The sequence below is a fragment of the Rhizobium esperanzae genome, from assembly GCF_002204185.1.
GTDB classification, from domain to species: domain Bacteria; phylum Pseudomonadota; class Alphaproteobacteria; order Rhizobiales; family Rhizobiaceae; genus Rhizobium; species Rhizobium esperanzae.
The window spans coordinates 381,971-401,152 of record NZ_MXPU01000002.1; the positions used below are offsets into that span (position 1 = coordinate 381,971).

15 protein-coding genes and 1 pseudogene are annotated in these 19,182 nt (G+C 61.7%); 10 read left to right on the forward strand and 6 right to left on the reverse strand.

Going from position 1 to position 19,182, the window contains the following annotated elements; translation table 11 throughout:
- Positions 1-2: 2 nt before the first annotated feature.
- Both B5E41_RS04110 and B5E41_RS04115 read right to left on the reverse strand, forming a co-directional pair.
- Positions 3-602 carry a nitroreductase family protein gene (locus B5E41_RS04110; RefSeq protein WP_088391257.1) on the reverse strand — a complete coding sequence of 200 codons (600 nt, stop codon included), beginning with the start codon at positions 600-602 and terminating at the stop codon, positions 3-5.
- Between the two features lie 36 nt (positions 603-638).
- Complete coding sequence (locus B5E41_RS04115) at positions 639-923, reverse strand: DUF2218 domain-containing protein (RefSeq protein ID WP_064805809.1); 285 nt, start codon at positions 921-923, stop codon at positions 639-641.
- 278 nt (positions 924-1,201) lie between these two features.
- Between B5E41_RS04115 and B5E41_RS04120 the strand changes: the two are divergent.
- The 10 genes and pseudogenes from B5E41_RS04120 to B5E41_RS04165 all read left to right on the forward strand — a co-directional run bounded on the left by B5E41_RS04120 (position 1,202) and on the right by B5E41_RS04165 (position 11,241).
- Positions 1,202-2,139: pseudogene (locus B5E41_RS04120) on the forward strand (glutathione S-transferase family protein).
- A 95-nt stretch (positions 2,140-2,234) separates the two neighbouring features.
- A complete protein-coding gene (locus B5E41_RS04125) occupies positions 2,235-3,077 on the forward strand; it encodes a fumarylacetoacetate hydrolase family protein (protein ID WP_088391259.1) in 843 nt (280 codons plus the stop codon).
- A 204-nt stretch (positions 3,078-3,281) separates the two neighbouring features.
- Positions 3,282-4,559, forward strand: coding sequence for a polyhydroxyalkanoate depolymerase (locus B5E41_RS04130; RefSeq protein ID WP_088391261.1), 1,278 nt, complete (start codon positions 3,282-3,284; stop codon positions 4,557-4,559).
- A 144-nt stretch (positions 4,560-4,703) separates the two neighbouring features.
- A complete protein-coding gene (locus tag B5E41_RS04135; RefSeq protein WP_064800136.1) occupies positions 4,704-5,138 on the forward strand; it encodes a DUF2852 domain-containing protein in 435 nt (144 codons plus the stop codon).
- Positions 5,139-5,347: 209 nt separating this feature from the next.
- Positions 5,348-6,106 carry a M48 family metallopeptidase gene (locus B5E41_RS04140; protein WP_088391263.1) on the forward strand — a complete coding sequence of 253 codons (759 nt, stop codon included), beginning with the start codon at positions 5,348-5,350 and terminating at the stop codon, positions 6,104-6,106.
- Between the two features lie 75 nt (positions 6,107-6,181).
- A complete protein-coding gene (locus B5E41_RS04145; RefSeq protein ID WP_088391265.1) occupies positions 6,182-6,850 on the forward strand; it encodes a phosphoribosylanthranilate isomerase in 669 nt (222 codons plus the stop codon).
- 2 nt (positions 6,851-6,852) lie between these two features.
- Entirely contained in the window at positions 6,853-8,073 is a 1,221-nt protein-coding gene (gene trpB / locus B5E41_RS04150; RefSeq protein WP_088391267.1) for a tryptophan synthase subunit beta, read from the forward strand.
- 3 nt (positions 8,074-8,076) lie between these two features.
- Positions 8,077-8,916: a tryptophan synthase subunit alpha gene (gene trpA / locus B5E41_RS04155; protein WP_088391269.1), complete on the forward strand. Its 840-nt coding sequence runs from the start codon at positions 8,077-8,079 to the stop codon at positions 8,914-8,916.
- A gap of 39 nt (positions 8,917-8,955) precedes the next feature.
- Positions 8,956-9,861: an acetyl-CoA carboxylase, carboxyltransferase subunit beta gene (gene accD, locus B5E41_RS04160; protein WP_088391271.1), complete on the forward strand. Its 906-nt coding sequence runs from the start codon at positions 8,956-8,958 to the stop codon at positions 9,859-9,861.
- Positions 9,862-9,888: 27 nt separating this feature from the next.
- Positions 9,889-11,241, forward strand: coding sequence for a bifunctional folylpolyglutamate synthase/dihydrofolate synthase (locus tag B5E41_RS04165; protein ID WP_176439336.1), 1,353 nt, complete (start codon positions 9,889-9,891; stop codon positions 11,239-11,241).
- A gap of 61 nt (positions 11,242-11,302) precedes the next feature.
- Here the strand turns inward: B5E41_RS04165 and trxA are convergent, their stop codons facing one another.
- From trxA to B5E41_RS04185, 4 genes are all read right to left on the reverse strand, one after another.
- Positions 11,303-11,623 carry a thioredoxin gene (gene trxA, locus B5E41_RS04170; RefSeq protein ID WP_004672616.1) on the reverse strand — a complete coding sequence of 107 codons (321 nt, stop codon included), beginning with the start codon at positions 11,621-11,623 and terminating at the stop codon, positions 11,303-11,305.
- A 75-nt stretch (positions 11,624-11,698) separates the two neighbouring features.
- Positions 11,699-15,250 carry a double-strand break repair helicase AddA gene (addA, locus tag B5E41_RS04175; RefSeq protein ID WP_088391275.1) on the reverse strand — a complete coding sequence of 1,184 codons (3,552 nt, stop codon included), beginning with the start codon at positions 15,248-15,250 and terminating at the stop codon, positions 11,699-11,701.
- Complete coding sequence (gene addB / locus B5E41_RS04180) at positions 15,243-18,437, reverse strand: double-strand break repair protein AddB (protein WP_088391277.1); 3,195 nt, start codon at positions 18,435-18,437, stop codon at positions 15,243-15,245. The genes addA and addB overlap by 8 nt, the downstream gene beginning before the upstream one ends.
- Positions 18,438-18,441: 4 nt before the next feature.
- Entirely contained in the window at positions 18,442-19,173 is a 732-nt protein-coding gene (locus B5E41_RS04185; RefSeq protein ID WP_088391279.1) for a nucleotidyltransferase family protein, read from the reverse strand.
- Positions 19,174-19,182: the final 9 nt, after the last annotated feature.

Sequence of the window (19,182 nt, forward strand, 5' to 3'; positions counted from 1 at the left end):
GCTCAGTTGACTAGGAAATGGCCGTTAAAGGCAAGCTCGGAGAGCGGCTTGCGCTGGCTCGGGACTTCGCGCGCCTGATTGCGTTCGGAAAGAACGCTCTTGTCGGCCAGACGGCCGACGGCAACGCCTGCTTCGACCCGGTAACCCTCGGGGATATCGAACGTTTTTCTGATGTCCTCATGTTTGATGCCGCCCATGCCGTGGGCATAGAAGCCGGAAAGGCGCGCTTGCAGGGCCAGATATCCCCAGGCTGCACCGGCGTCGAAGGAATGGGTGTAGCTCGGCTTTTCCTCGCCGGATCCAGCAACGCCGGTGAAACTGCGTGACACGAGGAAGATCAGCGCCGACGCGTTCCTGGCCCATTCCTGATTGGCATCGACGAGCAGTGTGACGAATTTCTCCCAGTGCTCAGAGCCCTTGAGGGCATAGATGAAGCGCCAGGGCTGCTGGTTGGAAGAGGACGGCGCCCAATGGGCGGCTTCGAGCAGGCTGAGCAGTTGTGCCTCCTCAATGATTTCGCCGGTAAAGGCGCGGGGCGACCAGCGGTCGAGAAACATCGGATCGATCGGATATTGGGATTCGCGGTTATTGCTCTGCGTCATGCTTGTTCCAGGGTTGGGGCATAAAAATCGTTGAGGTCAATCGGTCCAGACGATGTCGAGTTCCTCGCGGAAGGCGAAACGCTTCAGATGATCGTCGATCACCCCCTGCATCCTTGCCTGCTGGTCGGGATCGGCAACGGAAAGCGTCATGGTGAGCGCTGCATCGTCGGCGGCGAATGTCACCTCAGCGCTATCGCTGAACGGCACCCGGCCCTTATGCGGATCGAAATCGACGCTGAACTTGTGGCTCCAGTGTTTGCAGAGCTGCTGCAGGTAGCGGCTCGCATGTTCGGTGCGTACGACGGCCTTGGAGAGGTGCATATCGAACTCCATCTCATCTTGGACAAGAGCATGTCGCGTAAAACTGTGCAGCGGTTTTGCGGTAACGACATGCGTAAAACAAGGACTTAAAGCGTGGATCAAGCGAATCTGAAAGATCGTGACGCGCTTTAGAGCCAAGTCATATTTCCTGCTTCGCCGGCTTGGCAAGCGCAGCGTCGTCGCAGTTGGGTGGACGGACTGTCTCCATAAAAGCGGCCTTACGCACGCGCCGAAGCAGAGTAATGGACTGCTTCAATCAATCGGTCGGAGAAATGCGCATGCTGGTGAACGGGAAATGGACGGAAGACTGGCAGCCCGTTCAGGCAAAGGATGAAAAAGGCGGCTTCGTCAGGCAGATTTCGAGTTTCCGCAATTGGGTGACGCCGGATGGCAGCGCCGGGCCGACGGGCGAGGGCGGTTTTGAAGCCGGCCTCGGCCGCTATCATCTCTACGTCGCCTACATCTGCCCCTGGGCCTCGCGCACCCTGATCGGCCGTAAGCTCAAGGGTTTGGAAGACGTCATTTCCATCTCCGTCGTCGAACCGGCGCTGACAAAGCAGGGCTGGCGCTTCGGTGACTATCCCGGTGCGACGCAGGATCATGTCAACGGCACGACCTACATGCATGAAATCTATACGAGGGCAGCGCCTGACTTCAGCGGCCGCGCCACCGTGCCGGTTCTTTGGGACTCGTCAACAATGAATCGGCCGATATCCTGCGCATGCTGAACAGCGGCTTCGGCGATCTGGCGAAAAATCCGATTGACCTTTATCCCATCGAAAGACGCGCCGAGATCGATGCTTTCAACCAACGCATCTATCCCGCCCTCAACAACGGGGTCTATCGCGCCGGTTTCGCCACCACGCAGATCGCCTATGAGGAAGCCTTCGCCGATGTCTTCTCCTGCCTCGATTGGATCGAACCGAAATTCGAAGGCAGGTCTTTCCTCTTCGCGGATCACCCCACGGAAAGCGATATCCGCCTTTTCGTCACGCTGGTGCGCTTCGACGTCGCCTATCACGGCGTCTTCAAATGCAATCTGCGCCGGCTTTCGGATTATGCCAATTTGCGCGCCTTCTGCCGGCGCATGCTGGATTGGCCGGGCATTGCCGAAACGGTGAATCTCGACCACATCAAGCGTGGCTACTACTCGGTCGAAAGCCTGAACCCGACGAAAATCGTTCCTGCCGGGCCGGATCTCTCCGAAATTTTCTAGGAACGCCGTACCGCTTCCGGGCAAAGCCGTAATGACACCGATGAATAATTCGTTCATAGGTGGCTGCAAATTCGTTTTCGATGAGGAGGCATTCCATGAAGCTGATGCGTGTTGGCGAAGCAGGTCGTGAAAAACCGGCGCTTCTCGATGCCGATGGCAAGATCCGCGATCTCTCGGCGCATGTCGCCGATATCGGCGGCGAGGCAATCTCGCCGGCGGGCCTTGCGAGGATCGCCGCGCTCGATCCGAAGATTCTTCCGGAGCTTGCTCCCGGCCGGATCGGCGCCTGCGTCGCCGGTACCGGCAAATTCATCTGCATCGGCCTGAATTTCTCCGACCATGCCGCCGAAACCGGCGCCACCGTGCCGCCCGAACCGGTGATCTTCATGAAGGCGACTTCGGCGATCGTTGGCCCGAACGACACCGTTCTCATCCCGCGCGGCTCCGAGAAAACCGACTGGGAAGTCGAACTCGGCGTCGTCATCGGCAAGACGGCAAAATATGTCAGCGAAGCCGAGGCCCTCGACCACGTCGCCGGCTACTGCGTGTCGCATGACGTGTCCGAACGCGCCTTTCAGACGGAACGCGCCGGCCAGTGGACCAAGGGCAAGTCCTGTGACACCTTCGGCCCGATTGGACCCTGGCTGGTCACCAAGGATGAGATTGCCGATCCGCAGAATCTCGGCATGTGGTTGAAGGTCAACGGCCAGACGATGCAGAACGGTTCGTCCAAGACCATGGTCTATGGCGTCGCCCACATCGTTTCCTATCTCAGCCAGTTCATGTCGCTGCATCCCGGCGATGTCATCTCGACGGGGACGCCGCCCGGCGTCGGCATGGGCATGAAGCCGCCGCGCTACCTCAGGGATGGCGATGTCGTGGAACTCGGCATCGAAGGTCTCGGCAGCCAGAAGCAGAGCTTCGTTGCCGATCGTTAACGACACTTCCTCAGCGGAACCTTAAGCTTTCCGTTCTATGGTGATGCCAGAGATCAACTCTCTGGCATTTCCTGTGCAGGCCTGGGACGTTCATGTTGCTGTGCAACAAAAACCTGTTAGTCTGCGTTACGTGCCAGCGTGCGGAAAGAGCTCGATGTCTATCAAGCGACGTCATCTTTCCGATAGAGAAAGGCAGCGCCTTCTATGTTCTATCAGCTTTATGAATTGAATCATGCCGCCATGGCGCCGTTTCGCGCCGCGGCTGACATCATGCGGTTCGCCTATGCCAATCCGCTGAATCCGTTCGCCCAGACGCCGTTCGGCCGTACGATGGCGGCAAGCCTCGAAATGTTCGAGCGTACGACGCGCCGCTACGGGAAACCGGAATTCGGATTGAAGCAGACGGTGATCGGCGATCAGACGGTTTCCGTTCGCGAGGAGATCGTCTGGTCGCGATCCTTTTGCAACCTTCTGCATTTCTCGCGCAACATTCCGCCCGGCCGCGCCAGCGATCCGCGCATCCTGATTGTTGCGCCGATGTCCGGCCACTATGCGACGCTGCTGCGCGGCACTGTCGAGGCGTTGCTGCCGAGCGCCGATGTCTACATCACCGACTGGATCGACGCCCGCATGGTGCCGATGACGGAAGGCACCTTCGATTTCGACGATTACGTCGACTATGTCATCGAGATGCTGCATTTCCTCGGTCACGACACGCATGTGATCGCCGTCTGTCAGCCGTCGGTGCCGGTGCTGGTCGCAGCCGCGGTGATGGAGGAGGCCCAGGATCCGCTGTCGCCGTCATCGATGACGCTGATGGGTGGGCCGATCGACACGCGCATCAACCCGACGGCGGTCAACAAGCTCGCCCAGGAGCGGTCGCTGCAATGGTTTTCCGACAATGTCATCATGAACGTGCCCTGGCCGCAGCCGGGCTTCATGCGGCCTGTCTATCCGGGTTTCCTGCAGCTGTCGGGCTTCATGTCTATGAACCTCGACCGGCACCTCGTCGCTCACAAGGAGTTCTTCATGCATCTCGTGAAGAACGACGGCGAGCCGGAAAAACATCGCGATTTCTATGACGAATATCTCGCCGTCATGGATCTGACCGCCGAATTCTATCTGCAGACGGTGGAACAGGTCTTCATGAAGCATTCGCTGCCGAAGGGCGAATTGATGCACCGCGGCAAGCGCGTCGATCCGGCGGCGATCCGCAAGGTCGCGCTCCTGACCGTCGAGGGCGAGAATGACGACATTTCCGGCGTCGGCCAGACCAGAGCGGCGCAGACCATCTGCGTCAACATCCCCGAAGATATGCGCATGCACTATCTCCAGCCGGATGTCGGCCACTACGGCGTTTTCAACGGTTCGCGATTCCGCCGCGAGATCGCGCCGCGCATCGTCAATTTCGTCCGCCAGCATTCCCGCGCCGCCGTCAAACGCCCCGTGCAGCGCGTCATCAAGGGTGGACGGACAGCGTGATTCAGTAACGTCTGAATTAGCAACGTCGATTCAAGGCTTTGTCCGATTTCGCCGGCAATCGTCTTGAAGGCGGTTCTTGCGGTTACCACATCGATTTCCAGCGTTCGGCATCTTGCCGGGCGCCGAAAGCGAGGATACCGCACGATGAACCAGTCAGCATTGCTTCGACCGGATTGGACTCCGGCTACCATTGCCCTGATGATTCTCGGCTTCATGGTTTTCTGGCCTCTGGGTCTGGCCATGCTTGCCTATATCATCTTCGGCGATCGTCTGCGCGGCTTCAAGCGCGACGTCAACCAGGCGACCGATGGTTTCTTTGCCTCCTGCCGCCGTTCGCATGGCCGTCACCGCCCGCATTTCTCGACCGGCAATGTCGCCTTCGACGACTGGCGTAAGGCCGAGCTCGACCGGATCGAGGAAGAGCGCCGCAAGCTCGACGAAATGCGCGAGGAATTCGACGAATATCTGCGTGAACTCCGCCGCGCCAAGGACCAGGAAGAGTTTGATCGCTTCATGCGTGACCGCAAGAACGCCAAGCGCGACGACAACGGCCCGGTGGCGGAGTTCCAGACGCCGTGAAGGCTTAAAGCATGTCGCGCAAACGTGTGAAGCGGTTTTGCGGCAACGACATGCGTAAACAAAGACCTGAAGCGCAAGGAGCGAATCTGAAAGATCGCGACGCGCTTTAGGCGATGACATAATGACCGGCATCTCGCGATGCCGGTTTTTCCATGCCACCTGCCTCGCAAATCGTGTAGATTCACCGGCGAATCGTATTAGAAAACCCCATGTTTCCGCTTCTGAAGACACGGCCAAAGGCGCGAAAGCCGGTTCCGCCCGAAACGCGGACGCTCGATGTCGCCGGCCGGCTCATGCCGCTGACCATCAAGCAGCACGATCAGGCAACCCGTATCACGCTTCGCATCGAGCCGGGCGGTCGGGCCCTGAAGATGACGGTGCCGAGAGGCCTTGCGGCGCGGGAGGTCAATGCTTTCCTCGATCGGCACCAGGGGTGGCTGCTGACCAAGCTTGCCAAGTTTTCGACCGATACCGGCTTAAGCGACGGCAGCAAGATCCTCCTGCGCGGCGTTTCCCATCTCATCGAGCACACCGGCAGCCTGCGCGGCTTGACGGAGGTGGTCTCCGTGGATGGCAGTCCTGTGCTGCGCGTCAGCGGGCTGCCCGAACATGTCGGACGGCGCACCGCGGCCTTCCTCAAGAAAGAGGCGCGCGCCGATCTCGAACGGTTGGCGGCGATGCATGCGGCAACGATCAGGGCGCCGATCCGCTCGATTTCGATGAAGGATACCCGCAGCCGCTGGGGCTCCTGCTCGTCGGAGGGAAATTTGAGTTTCTCCTGGCGTATCGTCATGGCGCCGCCTTCGGTGATCGATTATCTCGCCGCTCACGAAGTCGCCCATCTCAAGGAGATGAATCACGGCCCTCGCTTCTGGGCGCTTTGCAAGAAGCTTTGCCCTGGCATGGAGGAAGCGAAATTGTGGCTGAAGCGGCACGGCAGCCAGCTGCACGCCATTGATTTCGATTAGACCCAAGCCCCGCTAAATACAGCTTTCCATGCAAATTGGCTCGACTCTTGCAGCATTTCGTGTCACTTCGCTGCCATGAAACTCGATATCAAGATCTGTGGCTTGAAGACGCCCGAAGCGATCGATCGGGCGCTGAAACGCGGCGCGACCCATATCGGTTTTATCTTTTTCGGAAAGAGCCCGCGTTACGTCGAGCCCGATGTGGCGGCAAAGCTCGCCGAACCGGCGCGCGGCAAGGCGAAGATCGTCGCCGTCGTCGTCGATCCCACCAATGACGATCTGGACGAGATCGTCTCGCTGCTGAAGCCGGATATTCTACAGCTCCACGGCAACGAGAGTCCCGAACATGTGCTGACGATCAAGGCGCTCTATGGCCTGCCTGTCATGAAAGTCTTTTCCGTGCGCACGGCCGACGATCTCAGGCGCGTCGAAGCCTATATCGGTATTGCCGACCGTTTCCTCTTTGATGCGAAAGCGCCGAAGGGTTCGGAACTGCCTGGCGGCAACGGGATTTCCTTCGACTGGAGCCTTCTCGGCTGGCTCGACGGCTGCATCGACTACATGCTCTCCGGTGGCCTGAACAAGAACAATGTCGCGGATGCGCTTGTGAAGACCAAGGCACGTGGTATCGACGTCTCCTCGGGTGTCGAAATTGAGCCCGGCGTGAAAAGCGTCGCAATGATCGATGAATTTTTTGATGCGGTCGAAAGGGCGGAGACGCTTGTGACGGCCTCAGGGAGTTGAGAGTGAACGAAACGCCTAAACCGAATTCCTTCCGTTCCGGGCCTGATGAAGATGGCCGCTTCGGCATCTATGGCGGTCGTTTCGTTGCCGAAACGCTGATGCCGTTGATTCTCGACCTGCAGGACGAGTGGAGCAAGGCGAAGAACGATGCGGCCTTCCAGGCGGAACTGAAGCATCTTGGCGCGCACTATATCGGCCGGCCGAGCCCGCTTTATTTCGCTGAACGGCTGACGGCCGAACTCGGCGGCGCGAGGATCTATTTCAAGCGCGAGGAGTTGAACCACACCGGTTCGCACAAGATCAACAACTGCATCGGCCAGATCCTGCTCGCCAAGCGCATGGGCAAGGCGCGGATCATTGCCGAGACCGGCGCCGGTCAGCATGGCGTTGCCTCCGCGACCGTCGCCGCCCGCTTCGGCCTTCCCTGCGTCGTCTACATGGGCGCGACCGATGTCGAGCGTCAGGCGCCGAACGTTTTCCGCATGAAGCTGCTCGGTGCCGAGGTCAAACCGGTAACAGCCGGTAGCGGCACGCTGAAGGACGCGATGAACGAGGCGCTCCGCGACTGGGTCACCAATGTCGAGGATACCTATTACTTGATCGGCACGGCGGCCGGTCCGCATCCCTATCCGGAGATGGTCCGCGATTTCCAGTCCGTGATCGGCGCGGAAGCGAAAGAGCAGATTCTGGCTGCCGAAGGCCGCCTGCCGGATCTCGTCGTCGCTGCCGTCGGCGGCGGTTCGAATGCGATCGGCATCTTCCACCCCTTCCTGGACGATTCCTCCGTGAAGATCGTCGGCGTCGAAGCCGGCGGCAAGGGCCTGCAGGGCGACGAACATTGCGCCTCGATCACCGCAGGCTCTCCGGGCGTTCTGCACGGCAACCGCACCTATCTGCTGCAGGATGGCGACGGCCAGATTAAGGAAGGCCATTCGATTTCGGCCGGTCTCGATTATCCCGGCATCGGCCCCGAACATTCCTGGCTGAGCGATATCGGCCGCGTCGATTACGTGCCGATCATGGACCACGAGGCGCTCGAGGCTTTCCAGACCCTGACCCGCCTCGAAGGCATCATTCCGGCGCTCGAGGCCGCGCATGCGATCGCCGAGGTCATCAAGCGCGCGCCGACGATGGGCAAGGACGAGATCATCCTGATGAACCTCTCCGGCCGAGGCGACAAGGATATCTTCACCGTCGGCAAGATTCTGGGAATGGGACTGTAAGACATGACCGCACGCATGGACAAACGCTTCGCCGAGCTGAAGGCCGAGGGCCGTCCGGCGCTCGTGACCTATTTCATGGGCGGCGATCCTGACTACGATACCTCTCTCGGCATCATGAAAGCATTGCCGGAAGCAGGTTCCGACATCATCGAGCTCGGCATGCCCTTTTCCGATCCGATGGCCGACGGTCCGGCGATCCAACTGGCCGGTCAGCGAGCGCTGAAAGGCGGCCAGACGCTGAAGAAGACGCTGCAGCTGGCGGCAGACTTCCGCAAGAGCAACGACGCGACGCCGATCGTGATGATGGGCTATTACAATCCGATCTACATCTACGGCGTCGAGACGTTCCTCGATGATGCGCTGGCCGCCGGTATCGACGGCCTGATCGTCGTCGACCTGCCGCCGGAGATGGATGACGAACTCTGCATTCCGGCGATCCGCAAGGGCATCAACTTCATCCGCTTGGCGACGCCGACCACCGACGAAAAGCGTCTGCCCGCTGTGTTGAAGAACACCTCCGGCTTCGTCTACTACGTGTCGATGAACGGCATCACCGGTTCGGCACTGCCCGATCCGTCGCTGGTTTCCGGCGCCGTCCAGCGTATCAAGCAGCATACGGAGCTGCCCGTCTGCGTCGGCTTCGGCGTCAAGACGGCGGAGCACGCGAAGGTGATCGGCGGCTCTGCCGACGGCGTCGTCGTCGGCACCGCCATCGTCAATCAGGTCGCAACCAGTTTGACGAAAGACGGAAAGGCGACGGCCGACACGGTTCAGGCAGTCGCAACGTTGGTGCGCGGCCTCTCATCGGGAGCACGTTCGGCGCGCCTTGTTGCTGCCGAATAGTTTGCCCACATTGGCACTAGTCAGTTAGGAGAATTCGAGTTGAACTGGATCACCAACTACGTTCGCCCGCGGATCAATTCCATGCTGGGCCGTCGCGAAGTGCCGGAGAACCTCTGGATCAAGTGCCCAGAAACGGGCGAGATGGTCTTCCATAAGGACCTGGAGTCCAACAAATGGGTCATTCCGGCATCCGGTTATCACATGAAGATGCCGGCCAAGGCGCGCCTTGCCGATCTTTTCGACAATGGCGAGTATGAATCGCTGCCGCAGCCGAAGGTCGCCCAGGACCCGTTGAAGTTCCGCGATTCGAAGAAGTACAGCGATCGCCTGCGCGACAGTCGCCTGAAGACCGAACAGGAGGACACGATCCTCGCCGGCCTCGGAAAGGTGCAGGGTCTGAAACTCGTTGCCGTCGTGCACGAATTCAACTTCATCGGCGGTTCGCTCGGCATCGCCGCCGGCGAGGCGATCGTCAAGGCTTTCGAACGTGCGACGTCGGAAAAATGCCCGCTGGTGATGTTCCCGGCTTCCGGCGGTGCGCGCATGCAGGAAGGCATTCTCTCGCTGATGCAGCTGCCGCGCACGACCGTTGCCGTCGATCTGCTCAAGGAATCCGGCCAGCCCTATGTCGTCGTGCTGACCAATCCGACGACGGGCGGTGTGACGGCCTCTTACGCCATGCTCGGCGATATTCATCTGGCCGAACCCGGCGCCGAAATCGGCTTTGCCGGCAAGCGGGTGATCGAGCAGACGCTGCGTGAAAAGCTGCCGGAAGGCTTCCAGACCTCCGAATATCTGCTGGAACATGGTATGGTCGACATGGTCGTCAAACGTCACGACATTCCGGAAACGCTGGCGCGGGTCCTGAAAATTCTGACGAAGAAGCCCGTCTCGGCAGCCAACGACGTGACTCGTGGAGCGATCGCCATGGCGGCGAGCGCCTGATATCAGGCAAACAGGCGGGGTGCCGAATTGATACCCAGAGGCCAAACCGCGGTGAGTGAGGCAGCGCAGGAGATCGAAAAACTCATGGGATTGCATCCCAAGGGGTTCGATCTGTCTCTCGATCGCATCACCCGTCTTCTCGACCGACTTGGCAATCCGCACAGGAAACTGCCACCGGTGATCCATGTCGCCGGCACCAACGGCAAGGGCTCGGTCACCGCTTTCTGCCGCGCGTTGCTCGAAGCCGGCGGCTACAGTGCTCATGTCCATACCTCGCCGCATCTCGTCAATTGGCACGAGCGCTATCGCATCGGCGTGGCGGGCGGCCGTGGCCAACTCGTCGACGATGCCGTCTTTGCCGAGGCCGTGCGCCGTGTGGCCGATGCGAATGCCGGCGAGCACATCACCGTCTTCGAGATTCTGACGGCCGTCACTTTCATTCTGTTTTCCGAACATCCGGCCAATGCTGCGATCATCGAAGTCGGCCTCGGCGGCCGTTTCGACGCCACCAATGTTATTTCCGATCCGGCGGTCTCGGTCATTATGCCGATCTCGCTCGATCATCAGCCCTATCTCGGCGATAGGGTCGAGCTGATTGCAGCCGAAAAGGCCGGCATCATGAAGCCGGGACTGCCCGTCGTCATCGGTCACCAGGAATATGATGCCGCGCTCGATGTGCTGATGTCGACGGCCGAACGGCTGCATTGCCCGACCGCGGTTTTCGGGCAGGATTTCATGGCCCATGAGGAATATGGGCGGCTTGTCTATCAAGACGAATACGGCCTTGCCGACCTGCCGCTGCCGCGTCTTCCCGGTCGCCATCAATACGCCAATGCCGCCGCCGCCATCCGCGCCGTCAAGGCGGCGGGTTTCACCGTCACCGAGACGATGATGGAAAAGGCGATGAATTGCGTGGAATGGCCGGGCCGGCTGCAGCGCCTGAGCGAAGGCCGGCTGCTGTCGCATGCCCCGCTCGGCGCCGAGATCTGGGTCGATGGCGGGCATAATCCCGGCGCCGGCGAAGTGATCGCCGAAGCCATGGCCAATTTCGAGGAGCGCCAGCCGCGGCCGCTTTTCCTGATCATCGGCATGATCAACACCAAGGATCCGATCGGTTATTTCAAGGCCTTCACAGGCCTGGTCGAGAAGGTGTTCTGCGTGCCGATCCGCGGCAGCGACGCGATGATCGACCCGGTGCTATTGTCGAACGCCGCCTATGATGCCGGTTTGGTCGCCGAACCGATGTCGACGGTCGGCGAGGCGCTGGAAGCGATAAAATCGGCCCTCGCCCCGGCGGCACCGCCGCCCCGCATCCTTGTCGGCGGCTCTCTCTATCTCGTCGGCGATGTGCTTGCCGACAATGGCACGCCCCCGAAATAAGCAGACGAAAAAAGCCCGGTCGAAGCCGGGCTTTTTCATGCGATATGAAGGACGATATCGATCAGGCGGCGTTCGAAATCCAGTTCGAAAGAGCTGTCTTCGGCTTGGCGCCGACCGAAATATCGGCCACTTCGCCACCCTTGAAGATCGCGAGCGTCGGAATGGAGCGCACGCCGAACTGGGCGGCGAGTTCCGGGTTTTCATCGATGTTGAGCTTGGCGACCTTGACCTTGCCTTCCATTTCGACGGAAATTTCCTCGAGGCTCGGAGCGATCATCTTGCAGGGACCGCACCATTCGGCCCAGAAATCGACGACGACGGGTTCTGCGGATTCCAGAACTTCCGACTGGAAGTTATTGATATCGACTTTCACGGTAGCCATAGGCTGCTCCTTTGACCGAAGAAGATGTTGAACCACATGTGATGGTGCGGCGCTAAATTTTCAATGTCGGGTATTTCACTTTGTCTTGAGTCCTGCAAGCGCCAAACCGAGCGCCTTTTCGCTCAACTTATAGAGCGACGCATTCTCGGTGTAGACGAGCATGCAGTCGATGTGTTTGCCGGGATAGAGCGGCGCCAGGATCTCACGATAGATCGCGAGCTGAGCCTTATGTGCGAAAGGGATCGCCTCCTCGGTCGAAGGCGGCACCCGATTGGTCTTGTAGTCGAGAACGACGACGCGATCGGCAAGCACGGCGAGCCGGTCGATACGGCCGGAGACCGCATAGCGCCTGTCTTCGAGCGTCAATGTTCCCATGATCGAAACTTCCGGCTGCGCCTCTTCTCCGAGAACCGGCTGCAGACCCTCTTCGTCCATGAGTTTCAGAACCGAATCGACAAGTCGGCGGCGTTCCGCTTCCGGCCAGAACCGCGCCGCCCGCTCGGCATAGCGGCTCGCGGCACCCGGCCGTTCGACCGGTGGAATGTCGGGAAGCGCCTGCAGCATGCGATGGATCAGCCTGCCCTTTTCCAGCGAACGATCGCTGCGCTCTTTCTCGCCGAACAGCGGCGAAGCGACAAGCAAGCCGCCTTCGTCTTCGTCGACGATCGTCCCGGCGCCGGATGGGCTGAGGGGGCGGGGCAGCTCAGTCTGCGGCGGCAATGGCCGCAACAGGCCTTCCGGCAACGCCTCCTGGCTGTCGCGCGCCTCGTTGCGGTCGATACGCTCGAAGCGCCGCTCCACCCGCGGCACGCGCCATCGGATGCCCGGCCATTCCCCGTCTGGGCCGGAGAAGGTGGCCGCCTCCACATGCGGATGGCCTTCGCTCAGCGCGGCTGAGATCATCATATGCCAGGTATCGTTATTGACACGAACGCCACGATAGCCGCAAACAACAAGCCGGTCGGCAGCCCGCGTCATGGCGACATAAAGCAGCCGACGATACTCCTCTTCCGCCAGCATCTGGATCCGCGCTGCGTCGTTTTGCGTCAGCGAATTGGCGAGGTCGGAGACGGGAACCCAGGCCGGCAGCGGCGGCTCGTCGGCGTCGGTTTCGATCAGGCGAAGCTTCGGCAGATGTGTATGCGTGAAGGGCTTGGAACCGCCGTCGACGAGGAAGACGATTGGTGCTTCAAGACCCTTGGAGGCATGCACGGTCATGATCCTGACTTCATTTCGCCCCTTGTCCTGCTCACGCTTCACCTCCGGCGCTTCGAGCTCCAGCGTTGAGATGAAGGATTGCAGCCCAGGAAGGCCGGAACTCTCGTGGTCGAGGGTAAAGGTCAGGAATTCGTCGAGAATATCGCTGACCTCGGTGCCGAGACGGGCAAGGAATTGCCGCCGCCCGCCATGGCTGCCCAGTACGCGCGCATAGAAATCGTGGACCGACAGACGCCTCGACTGCCGCAGAAACAGCTCCAGCCTTTCGACGGCAGCACGGAAACGTTCGGTGCCGTCGGCCGCAAACCTCTTGAGATGGCTCCAGACGCTCTCGTTGTCGCCCCGCAGGCCGGCGATCGCAAAGATATCGTCCTCGGAAAGATCGAAAAGCGGGCTTTTGAGCACGGCAGCGAGCGAAAGATCGTCCTCTGGCAGAAGCAGGAAACGGCCGAGCGCCAGCAGATCCTGCACGGCGATATGGCTGGTCAGCGTCAGTCGGTCGGCGCCGGCGACGGGAATGTCGCCGCGGCGCTTCAAGGCGCGTGTCAACGCATTGACGAAGGCATCGCGCTTGCGCACCAGGACAAGAATGTCACCGGCTTCGATCACCCGTTCCTTGCCTTTGTCGACGATTGTTTCACGGCCGACGAGCGTGCCGATCGCATGGGCGATCCGCCGCGCGAGGATTGCGGCCGGTGCACTTTCCGGTGTCGCATCGAAGGGCGCCGTCCAATCCTCCTCCTTGACCACCGCCTCAGGCGCGATCATTTCCCAGAGATCGACGGCGCCCGGATGGCCGATTCGGCTGGACCGATGCACGACCGGCTCGCCGACGGCGCTGAGACCGCGCGCATTGTCCGCTGTCCTGAAGATCTGGTCGACGGCCTCGAGCACGTCGGCGGTCGAGCGGAAGGAGAGCGGCAACCGCACGGAAGAAAAGCTCTGCCCGCTGTCGGAGACACGCCGCCGCGTCCGGTCGCTCTCTTCGGAAAAACGTTCGGGCCGCGCCCCCTGAAAGGAGTAGATCGACTGTTTCTCGTCGCCGACGGCAAAGAGCGTGCGCACGTCCGGCCGGGCGCTCTCGCCGGAAAAGAAATCCTCGGCGAGCGACTGGATGACGCTCCATTGGATCGGACTGGTATCCTGCGCCTCGTCGACGAGGATATGATCGATACCCCGGTCGAGCTTGTAATGGATCCAGGGACCGACGCCACTCCTGGTCAGCAGGTCGGCGGTGCGGGTGATCAGGTCTTCGAAATCCAGTTGGCTGCGCTGCCTCTTCAGCTCCTCGTAATCGTGGTTCAGCCGACCGGCGAGCACCAGCGCCGCCTGCGTGGCGCCGAACATCCGCATCAGTTTCAACCGGTCACGGCTTGCCGCGACATGCGCACGGGCGGCGGCGATGGCGCCTGTCAATTGCGGCGCCTCCGCGAGCATCGCCTTGACCAGGAACTGCGAGTCCGATTTCGGCTCGCCTCTTGCCGTCAGGAAGATCTTCTCCAGCATTTCGGCGCGCCTGCCATCATCGCGCTCCCGGCCGGCGAGCCTGAGGCCATAAGCAACCTCCTGTGCCTTGGCGCCGCCCTTCTGGTCGGCAAGGGACAGATAAAGCTCCAGCATGCGGCCCGAAAGCTCGGGCAACGGCCAATATTGCGCCGAGATCCGGCTTTCCGTATCGCTCACCGCAAGGCCGAGCCTGTCGCGCAGAACCGCCTCCACGCCGCCCCGTCGTTCGGCAGCCGCCGTGAAGCGGCGAATGGCGTTGCGGTTGGCGACGATGTCGGCGAGCAGGTTCTCCAGCCCGGATTCGTCGCCGAGATTGAGCACATAGGCGAAAGCCGCGGCAAGGGCGCTGCCTTCCTCCGGCGCCGTTGCCGTCAGTAGCGCCCGGCGCGCATCGGAAAGCAGTGCCGCCGCCGCGCGATCGTCGAGGACCGAGAAATGCCCGGCAACGTTGGCCTCCAGCGGGAATTGGTGCAGCAGCGCTTCGCAGAAGGCATGGATCGTCTGGATCTTCAATCCGCCCGGCGTTTCCAGCGCCTTCGCAAACAACCGGCGCGCCTCGGCAAGTTTCAGCGCATCGGGCGCCGTTCCCTCGATCTGCATGATCCGCCGGCTGAGATCTTCGTCGTCGAGCACCACCCAGTCTGCCAGCCGTTCGAAGACGCGATTCGACATTTCGGAGGCCGCGGCCTTGGTATAAGTCAGGCAGAGAATGGCGGAAGGCCGCGCGCCGGCAAGCAGCAGACGAATGACACGCTGGGTCAGAACATGCGTCTTGCCGGAACCGGCATTGGCCGAAACCCAGGCCGAGCGCTCGGGATCGGAGGCGATCGCCTGCTGAATCGTGGTCCAGCCGATCCACGCGCCGGGATCGTCGTCATTCGGAAGAGCGGTCTGGTCACTCATCGCCGCCGCCTTCCTCAGTCTCGGCCGTCGACCATTCGGAGACGCGGGCGAGATGATCGTAATCGCCGCCGAAATCAAACTGCTGCGCCGGAATGAGCCGCGAGGTAAAGCCCTTTTCGCCGGACTGCAGCAAACTGACGAACTTGATCAGCTGGTCGATCGAGTCCGCGGCGAGGTCCATCGCTGATTTTGCTTTGTCGCTGCGGGCCGAGTTCTCATTGTTCACCGTATCGACCTGAAACCGACGTCCCGGACGCAGGCGGACATAGAGCAGATCCTGCGGCGCCAGACTGCCGGCGTCGCGGAAGGCGCCGGCGTTCAAAGCCGCCGCTTCCAGCGCGAGCTGCGGATCGAGAAGCGCGCGCGCCTGTGCCGGTGAGGGGTTGTAGCCGGTCTTGTAATCGATGATATCGGCCGCCCCCGGTCCTGTAATATCGATCCGGTCCGCAACGCCGTTCAGTCGGATATTGATCGCCTCCAGCTCCACGCCGCCGCGCACTTCCGTCAGCGTCCTGCGGATGGCGGGGCGTCGTCCGGCCTCCCATTCGAGGAAGGCACGGGCCACCTCGCGAAAGCGCGGCCGCCAGACGGCATCGATATGCGGCGGCAGCTTCTCCATGTCGAAAAGCTCGGTAAGGATCCCCTCCATCGCCGCTGCCGCCTCCGGCGTGCCGGCCACATGCGTCTCGCGGATGAACCGATCGATGATCGTGTGATAGAGCGTTCCGCGTTCGGCCGCTCCCGGGTCACGGTTGAACGCGTCGACCGGATCGAGCCGCAGGATGCGACGGGCATAGATGGCGTAGGGATCGCGGCGCAGCCGTCCGACTTCGCTGAAGGAATAGGATTTCGGCTGCAGCGCCAACGGCGGTTTCGGCGAGGGCCGCTGCGCCGGTGCCTGGTCCTCTCCCCGATCGATGAGACCGGCCCATTGCAGATACCTCTTACCGCGCTCTCTCAATGCCGCTTCAAATGCCTCTCCGCCGAGCGCCAGCAGCCGCTGCAGCCAGCGTGAGGCGACGGTCGGCGTCGAACCTTGGCGCAGTGCTCTCGAATAGATCAGGTGGCGAGTGCCGTTCGCCATCTCGAAATCATGCGCCAGCTGGCCGATGCGCCGCTCCGGCGGTTCGAGCCCGATCTCCGTCTTCATCATGCGCGGAATGAAGGGATTGTTGGCGCTCTGCCCTGGCCAGGAGCCTTCGTTCAACCCACCGAGGATCAATGTGTCGACGCTCTGCAGGCGGGCTTCCAGTGTGCCGAAGATGAAGAGCCGGGGATGGCTGAGGGCCCGTGGCTTCACCGCATGGCCGGCGGCGAGCGCGGCCATGATGTCGATCCATTGCGGTCCGTCGGCCTCCATCTGGCCGTCCGTGTCGATCACTTCGCCAAGAAGCGAGGCAAGGGCGTCCCCTGCCTCGTGCGACCAGAGATCGGCAAGATTGCCTTGCGGATCTGCCGCGACCGCTTCGAGCGAGCGGCCGGTCCGCTCCGCCCATTCGGACAGCGTGAAGCGCGCCGTCTTGCCGCGCTCCTCCGGCCGGTGCCGGATCAGCGCGGAGGCAAGAGGCTCGGTTGCGCGGGTGACCCGGCGGGCAAGCTCGGATGCGGCATTGGCCGCCTCGGCTGGCAGCGCCTTTCGCCATTGCGGCGCGTGTCGGTCGAGGACCTGTTCGCCGAGCTGGTGGGTCAGGAGCAACTCCAGCGCACTGATATCCACCTCCGCCACGCCGCCGCGCAGTGCCAACAGCTCGAGCGCCTCGGTGGCAGAAATCAGGGCGTCGCGCTCAAGGCCGAAGCGCGCCAGCGGATGTTTGAGCAGCGAGACGATCGCCACCGGATCGCCCGGCCGCAGCGCCGCCTCCAGCAGCAGCTGCAACAAGGTGCCCTGCGGTGTGGCCGGAAGCGGGGTGCCGGCCGAATCGTCGGCGAGGATCCCGAAGCGGGAAAGTTCCGCCATCACTCGACGGGCGAGATTGCGGTCCGGCGTGATCAGCGCTGCCCGGCTTTCGCCGTCACGTCCCGGCCTTTCCAAGGCCAGCCTGAGTGCGATGGCAATCGCGGTTGCTTCCTCGCGCTCATTGGCGGCTTCGATCAGCGAAACATCGGCAAAGGCGGAAGTCAGCGCTCCCTCGGGCAGCGCGCTCTTCCAGGCTCCCCAGTCGCTGGTCGCCTCTGCCGGCGCGAGCGCGCGCGACAGGACTTCGGCGCGCCGATCGAGATCGGCCTCCGGCCAGTCAAGCAGACTGATGTCGGCCCGTGTCAGCCTCAGCCTTTTCAGCAGCGAGGACAGGCCATATTGCGGATGGCTCCGGCTGGCCGGGTTGGCATGCTGGCCCGGCGCCGGCTCCGGCGCCACCATTTGCCAATGCCTCTCGGGCATGGAGAGATCGAGGCCGGGAAGGACGATCACGCCTTCCGGCAGATTGGCAACGGCGGCGATGAGATCGGCCGTGGCAGGAACCGAACCCGTCGAACCGGCGATGATAATCGGCCCGGCCGGCTTCGCCGCCGAAATCCTGGCTGCTTCGGCCCGCAGAATGGCGTTTCTGTGCCGCGCCGGCGAGGACTTACCAAGCTCGGAAAGCCGCTCTGGCCAAAAGGCGCTGGCAATCTGCAGGAACTCCGCCGTCAACTGCCACCAGGCGGCGTAGTCGCCGGTGTCGAGTTTCGACAGTTCCGACCAGTCAAGATCCTCGGTTTCGATGGAATCGATCAGCTCCGCGAGGTTGCGGGCGAGCCAGATCGCATCCGCCGGGCTTGCCGGCGCAACGAGCGGCGAGTCGGAATGGATGTGACGGACGATCTCCGGCAGTTTGTTTCGCCAGGCAAGGATCAGCCGCGCCAGTTCCAGGAGCCGAGCGGTATTCGACAGCGGTTGGGCGAGATCGATCGTCGCCGGCAACGCCTCTTCGAAATATCCGCTGTCGTCATCGGTTTCGCCGAGAGGACGGATCACCGGCAGGATCGCCGAGCGGCCGCCGAGCAGGTCGACGAATTCCGAACGCAGCACACGCACGGCGCGCCGGGTCGGCAGGTAGATCGTCACCCTGGCGAGCGACAGCGGATCATCGGGCTCATGCCGAAAGAGGGGCGTCAAGCGGCCGTCGCAAAGCGTCGTCGCCAGCGTTTTCAGGAAGGGCAGGCCCGCCGGTATCGTCAGGATGCGTGGCTGGTGCCGGTCCGCCATGAGCTCACGCGAACGCCCGCAGTCGGCGGATCGTTTCCTCCGCTTCGCCGATCGCCTCTGGCGTTCCTACAGTCAGCCAATGGCCTTCGAGCATAATGCCGAACAGCCGTCGGCGCGCGATCGCCTTGTCGAAATAGATATTGAGGTTGAAAGCATCCTTCGGCGCATCGTCAAGCAGCGCCGGGTTCATGGCGATCGCCCCGGCATAGACGACGGGATTGGACGGATCGTCGCGATACCGCGTCAGCCGGCCATCTGCAGCGAGGCTGAAATCGTTCTTGCCGTTGTGACCCGTCGTATCCTCAATCCTAACGCAAAGCAGCGCCATGTCCATGTGCTTTGCATCGAAGAATCCGGCTAAGCGTTGCAGGTTCGTCGGCCGTCCCGGCTGTTCGCCGATCCAGAAGAGATCGGCATTCATGACGAAGATATCGTCACGGTCCAGGAGCGTCAGGCCCTTCGCCAAGCCTCCACCGGAATTCATCAACCCGTCGCGCTCGTCCGATATGACGATGTCGAGGCCGCTATATTTGCCGAGATGGTCGAGCATCTGCTCGGCATGATGATGAACGTTGACGACGGCCCGCTCGACGCCGGCCGAAACCAGCGCCTCCAGCGCAAAATCGATCATCGGCTTGCCGTCGATCTTCACCAACGGCTTCGGAATCGTATCGGTGATCGGGCGCATGCGGGTCCCGAGACCCGCGGCCAGTACCATGGCTTGTCTGATGGTCATCTTGATCCG